Raw genomic sequence first — 5,174 nt, 5'->3', positions numbered from 1 at the left:
ATTTTGAAGAAGTGGGTAAACCGCAATTACCCGTTTTAGTTCAGCAAATTTTTAGACTCGGTAACATTCAAGCGCAAAAATACGAAGTAAACAAAGGTGGCTACCCTTACTGGCACAGTGAAGTTTATCCGCAGCTACAGCACAATGAAGCTTTGCATCGCGTGTTGTTATTTATGTTTTACTTAAACGATGTAGAAGAAGGTGGTGAAACAGAGTTTTATTATCAAAACCGTAAAATCGCCCCTCAAAAAGGCACTATGGTAATAGCACCTGGCTACTTTACACATACTCATAGAGGCAATAAGCCAGTATCAAACGATAAGTATATTTTAACCTCGTGGGTATTGTTTAACCGTGCAGAACAAATATATGGTGCGCCTAAGAGTTAGCGCACCAAAATCAGTATTATTTAACCGAGCAGTTCATCAAATAAATTAAACAACTGATCTAGCTCTTCAATGGTGTTGTAGTGCATACAACCAATGCGCACTACGCCGCCTTTATCAAGCACATCTAATTGCTTGCACAACCCTTGCGCGTAAAAATTACCATCCCACACGCAAATATGCTGCTTACCTAGAAATTCTGAAACGGCGCGTGGCTCAAGCCCTTCAAAAATTAAAGCAAAAGTAGGTGTACGCTCATTAAGGCGATCAAAATCATCAATACCAAATAACTTAATACGTGGATAATTAACCAAGCGCGTTAAAAAGTGTTCGCTAAGCGCCATTTCGTGCTGCTTAGTTTTAGCAAAAGCAACGCTTAACTTTTCGCGGCGTGAATGGCTATCGTCAAGCTCGCTAATCGCCGCAATGTAATCAACAGCTGCGATAAAACCAGCCATTGCTTCAAAGCTTTGCGTGCCGGTTTCCCAGCGACCTGGTGCTACGTCTTTAGCTGGCTCAACCTTGTAAGGCGTAAACCCGTCTAAATGTTCTTTTTTACCGTAAACCATACCTAAATGCGGGCCAAAAAACTTATACGCAGAGCACGCTAAGAAGTCGCAATCAAGTGCTTGCACGTCAACAAGTTCGTGCGGTGCATAATGTACGGCATCAACATAAACAAGTGCACCTGCAGCGTGAGCAAGCTCTACAATACGTTTAATATTATTAATTGAACCTGTGGTATTTGAAGCGTAAGTGACCGCTACAAGCTTAGTGTTGCTGTTTAATAAGCTTTCAAATTGCACCATATCTAAGCTGCAATCAGCTTCATTAATTAAAGCCGTATTAACTTTAACGCCTTTATCTTCTGCAGCTTGTTGCCACGACGATACATTCGAGAAGTGATCGGCATTGGTTACAACTATTTCATCGCCAGCCTGCCAGTCGCGTGAAATTGCACGGCTAAAACTAAACGTAAGGCTGGTCATGTTTGGACCAAACACAATTTGTTGTGAGCTAGGTGCATTAAGTAAATCAGCGGCGGCTTGGCGCGCATTCGCCATCAACTCAACCGTTTTATCACTTGAAAAAAACGCGCCACCTAAGTTCGAATTATAATGACCTAAATAAGCAGTCATCGCAGTAAGCACCGATGTTGGTACCTGCGAGCCACCTGGTCCGTCTAAAAATATTGGCGATTTACCATCAACGTTCTGCATTAATGCTGGAAACTGCTCACGTAATTGCGTTATGTTCATGCCTAAATTCCTTAAGACGTTAATACAAAACAATCCAGGTAACCTGGTTTGCTAGCATCAATTTTGTTCATAGGTGTTGCGTTATGCCACACTTGACGGTCATTTATTAATGCAAACATGCCGTCTTTTATTTCCATTTTAAAACAAGGCTCAGCTTGCTTGTTTTCGTATACAAGCAGTTCGCCACCTTCTAAGTTCTCGTGAGAAACACCGCATATACATACATGGTCAAAACCATCTTGATGCACGCCTTCTGGCGCTGCAGGTGTATCGCTATCGATGGCAAGCATACGGAACTGATGAATTTCAATATCACGCTGCTCATCAATACCGGTAAGTTGGCGAAACTCATTTACAATGCTTTTCATGCCCTCTGACTCAAGTAAACTTTGCTCTAAATTTTCGTAAGTACGCTCTACATTGCCTTGAAAAGTATTAATTGAATCATCTTGAACAAATGCTTTGGCTTGCTGTAGCTTTATTTCACCATTTTGCATTTTTACTACTGAATAACGACGTTTACGAAAGGCACCATCTGCATAAAGGTTTGCAGGAAGGTTATCAAAAGAAGGTTTAACCAAATCAATATTTGCTTGGTTAACAAAACGTAGTTGCAATAAATTCTGGTTGTTTAATGCTGTCATAAAATCTCGCCTAAAATAATGAGAATATTGATAAGGATTTTAATGCATTTTGATAGGAATTTTTGCGCGATTAATTACTTTAAAAGCAATTTAAGACTAGAGTTAATACAATAATATAAAAAAAGAAGCATGAACTATCTAATATTTGTTTTAGCCAATAAAAAACCCGCCGAAGCGGGTTTTTAAACAAACTCTAAAAGTTATACAGCTTGTTGAATAATCACGTTGTCTGCTTTTTTAGTGTAAGCAGGCATACGGTGGAAGTTTAAGTAACGGTAAGTATCTGCAGCCGTTGCATTAATCTTCGCTGCGTATTCTTGGTACTCAGCTGGAGTAGGTAGTTTACCTAAAATAGCCGCTACTGCAGCAAGTTCTGCTGAAGCTAAGAATACGTTCGCGCCATTACCTAAACGGTTAGGGAAGTTACGTGTAGAGGTAGACACAACCGTTGCTTTGTCTGCAACACGTGCTTGGTTACCCATACATAGTGAACAACCTGGAGTTTCGATACGTGCACCTACACGACCAAAGATACCGTAGTAACCTTCGTCTGTAAGCTGATCTTTATCCATCTTAGTTGGCGGGGCAACCCAAAGCTGAGTTGGGATACGACCTTTAAAGCCATCTAGTAACTTACCTGCTGCGCGGAAGTGACCGATGTTAGTCATACAAGAACCGATGAATACTTCGTCGATTTTCTCGCCAGTAACATCAGATAATAAACGTGCATCATCTGGGTCATTTGGAGCACAAAGGATTGGCTCTTTAATATCTGCTAAATCGATTTCAAGTACATGTTTGTACTCTGCATCAGCGTCAGCTTCCATTAGTTCTGGGTTAGCTAACCAATCTTGCATTGCAGTAATACGACGCTCAATAGTACGTACATCGCCGTAACCTTCAGAGATCATCCATTTAAGCATAACAATGTTTGATTCTAGGTATTCTGCGATAGACTCTTTAGAAAGTTTAACCGCACAACCTGCTGCAGAACGCTCTGCAGATGCATCTGATAGTTCAAACGCTTGCTCAACAGTTAGGTGTTCAACGCCTTCAATTTCTAGTACACGACCAGAGAATTCGTTAATTTTACCTTTTTTCTCAACTGTTAATAAACCTTCTTTAATACCGAAGTAAGGGATTGCATGTACAAGGTCACGTAAAGTGATACCTGGTTGCATTTCACCTTTAAAGCGAACCAAAATTGACTCAGGCATATCAAGAGGCATAACACCTGTAGCTGCTGCGAATGCTACTGCACCCGAACCTGCTGGGAATGAAATACCTAATGGGAAACGTGTATGTGAATCACCACCAGTACCTACAGTATCTGGTAATAACATACGGTTTAACCATGAGTGAATTACACCATCACCTGGGCGAAGTGACACACCGCCACGGTTCATGATGAAATCAGGAAGCGTATGGTGAGTGTTTACATCGATTGGTTTAGGGTAAGCCGACGTATGACAGAAAGACTGCATTGTTAAATCTGCAGAAAAACCTAAACATGCTAAGTCTTTAAGTTCGTCACGTGTCATAGGACCTGTTGTATCTTGCGAGCCAACAGTTGTCATTTTAGGTTCACAGTATTGGCCTGGGCGAATACCTGGAACGTTACACGCTTTACCAACCATTTTTTGCGCTAGTGTGAAGCCTTTTTCAGACACTTCTGTCACTGTTGGTACTTTAAATACATCAGTTGGACCTAGGCCAAGTGATGTACGTGCTTTATCAGTTAAACCACGACCAATGATAAGTGGTATACGACCACCAGCACGAACTTCATCTAAAATTACATCAGATTTAAGTTCAAAAGTTGAGATTACTTTGTCAGTACCGTGGCTCTTAACAACACCTTCGTACGGGTAAATATCGATTTGCTCACCCATGTTAAGCTCATCAACATTTAATTCGATTGGTAATGCGCCTGAATCTTCCATTGTATTGAAGAAGATTGGAGCAATTTTATTACCTAGACATACACCGCCAACACGCTTGTTTGGTACGAATGGGATATCATCGCCCATGAACCAAAGTACAGAGTTAGTTGCAGACTTACGAGAAGAACCAGTACCAACAACATCACCTACATATGCAAGTGGTAAGCCTTTAGTTTTTAATTCTTCAAGCTGAGAGATTGGACCTACTTCGCCAGGCTTGTCTGGTGTAATTCCATCACGTTCAATTTTTAGCATTGCTAAAGCATGAAGTGGGATATCTGGACGAGACCATGCATCTGGTGCTGGTGATAAGTCATCAGTATTTGTCTCGCCAGTTACTTTAAATACAGTAACTGAGATCTTTTCAGCAACAGCTGGCTTATTAGTAAACCATTCTGCATTTGCCCAAGACTCAATAATTTGCTTAGCGAATGTATTACCCGCTTTTGCTTTTTCTTCAACATCGTAGAACGCATCAAACATAAGTAATGTATTTGAAAGGCCTTTAACTACGATTGGTGCAAGTGTTTCGTCATCAAGTAGGTCAATCATTGGCGCGATATTGTAACCGCCCAGCATCGTACCTAATAATTCTGCCGCTTTTTCTTTAGAAACAAGTGGAGAATTAGCTTCACCTTTAGCTACAGCTGCTAAAAATCCCGCTTTAATATAGGCAGCATCATCAACACCAGCTGGTATACGCTGAATGAACAAATCTAAAATGAATTCTTCTTCACCTGCAGGTGGGTTTTTTATTAATTCAATAAGATCAGCAGTTTGCTGAGCATCTAATGGCGCTGGTACGATACCTAACGCGGCACGTTCTTCTACGTGTTTACGATATTCTTGTAGCACAATATTGCCCTCTTGGTGACGTGAAAGTATCCGGTAGCGCTTTGGGCGCAAATAAGTTACCCAATACTTATAGTATTCTAACGCGTA

Annotated in this window: 4 protein-coding genes; 1 reads left to right on the top strand and 3 read right to left on the bottom strand. The window is 40.9% G+C overall.

Annotation, left to right across the window (positions count from 1 at the left end):
- The coding region (locus tag H5072_RS11355; protein WP_182693578.1) for a 2OG-Fe(II) oxygenase at nucleotides 1–389 on the top strand (389 nt) is incomplete at its 5' end.
- A gap of 20 nt (nucleotides 390–409) precedes the next feature.
- On the opposite strand, the gene H5072_RS11350 is transcribed toward H5072_RS11355, so the two are convergent.
- From H5072_RS11350 to acnB, 3 genes are all read right to left on the bottom strand, one after another.
- The gene (locus H5072_RS11350) at nucleotides 410–1,645 is read right to left on the bottom strand and encodes a cysteine desulfurase-like protein (protein WP_182693577.1); all 1,236 of its coding nucleotides are present in this window, start codon (nucleotides 1,643–1,645) and stop codon (nucleotides 410–412) included.
- Between the two features lie 11 nt (nucleotides 1,646–1,656).
- Nucleotides 1,657–2,289 carry a 2OG-Fe dioxygenase family protein gene (locus H5072_RS11345; protein ID WP_002958808.1) on the bottom strand — a complete coding sequence of 211 codons (633 nt, stop codon included), beginning with the start codon at nucleotides 2,287–2,289 and terminating at the stop codon, nucleotides 1,657–1,659.
- Between the two features lie 200 nt (nucleotides 2,290–2,489).
- Nucleotides 2,490–5,087: a bifunctional aconitate hydratase 2/2-methylisocitrate dehydratase gene (gene acnB / locus H5072_RS11340; protein ID WP_039488618.1), complete on the bottom strand. Its 2,598-nt coding sequence runs from the start codon at nucleotides 5,085–5,087 to the stop codon at nucleotides 2,490–2,492.
- Between the last annotated feature and the right edge of the window lie 87 nt (nucleotides 5,088–5,174).

The sequence above is a fragment of the Pseudoalteromonas sp. SR45-5 genome, assembly GCF_014163565.1.
Taxonomy (GTDB): Bacteria; Pseudomonadota; Gammaproteobacteria; order Enterobacterales; family Alteromonadaceae; genus Pseudoalteromonas; species Pseudoalteromonas distincta.
The sequence above is the reverse complement of the archived record's forward strand: the minus strand, read 5'-3'. Positions and strand labels throughout refer to the sequence as shown.

What these genes read in the sequence shown, in the direction of transcription:
- H5072_RS11350 (WP_182693577.1), bottom strand. Translation starts at nt 1,645, where the DNA reads ATGAACATAACGCAATTACGTGAGCAGTTTCCAGCATTAATGCAGAAC.
- H5072_RS11345 (WP_002958808.1), bottom strand. Translation starts at nt 2,289, where the DNA reads ATGACAGCATTAAACAACCAGAATTTATTGCAACTACGTTTTGTTAAC.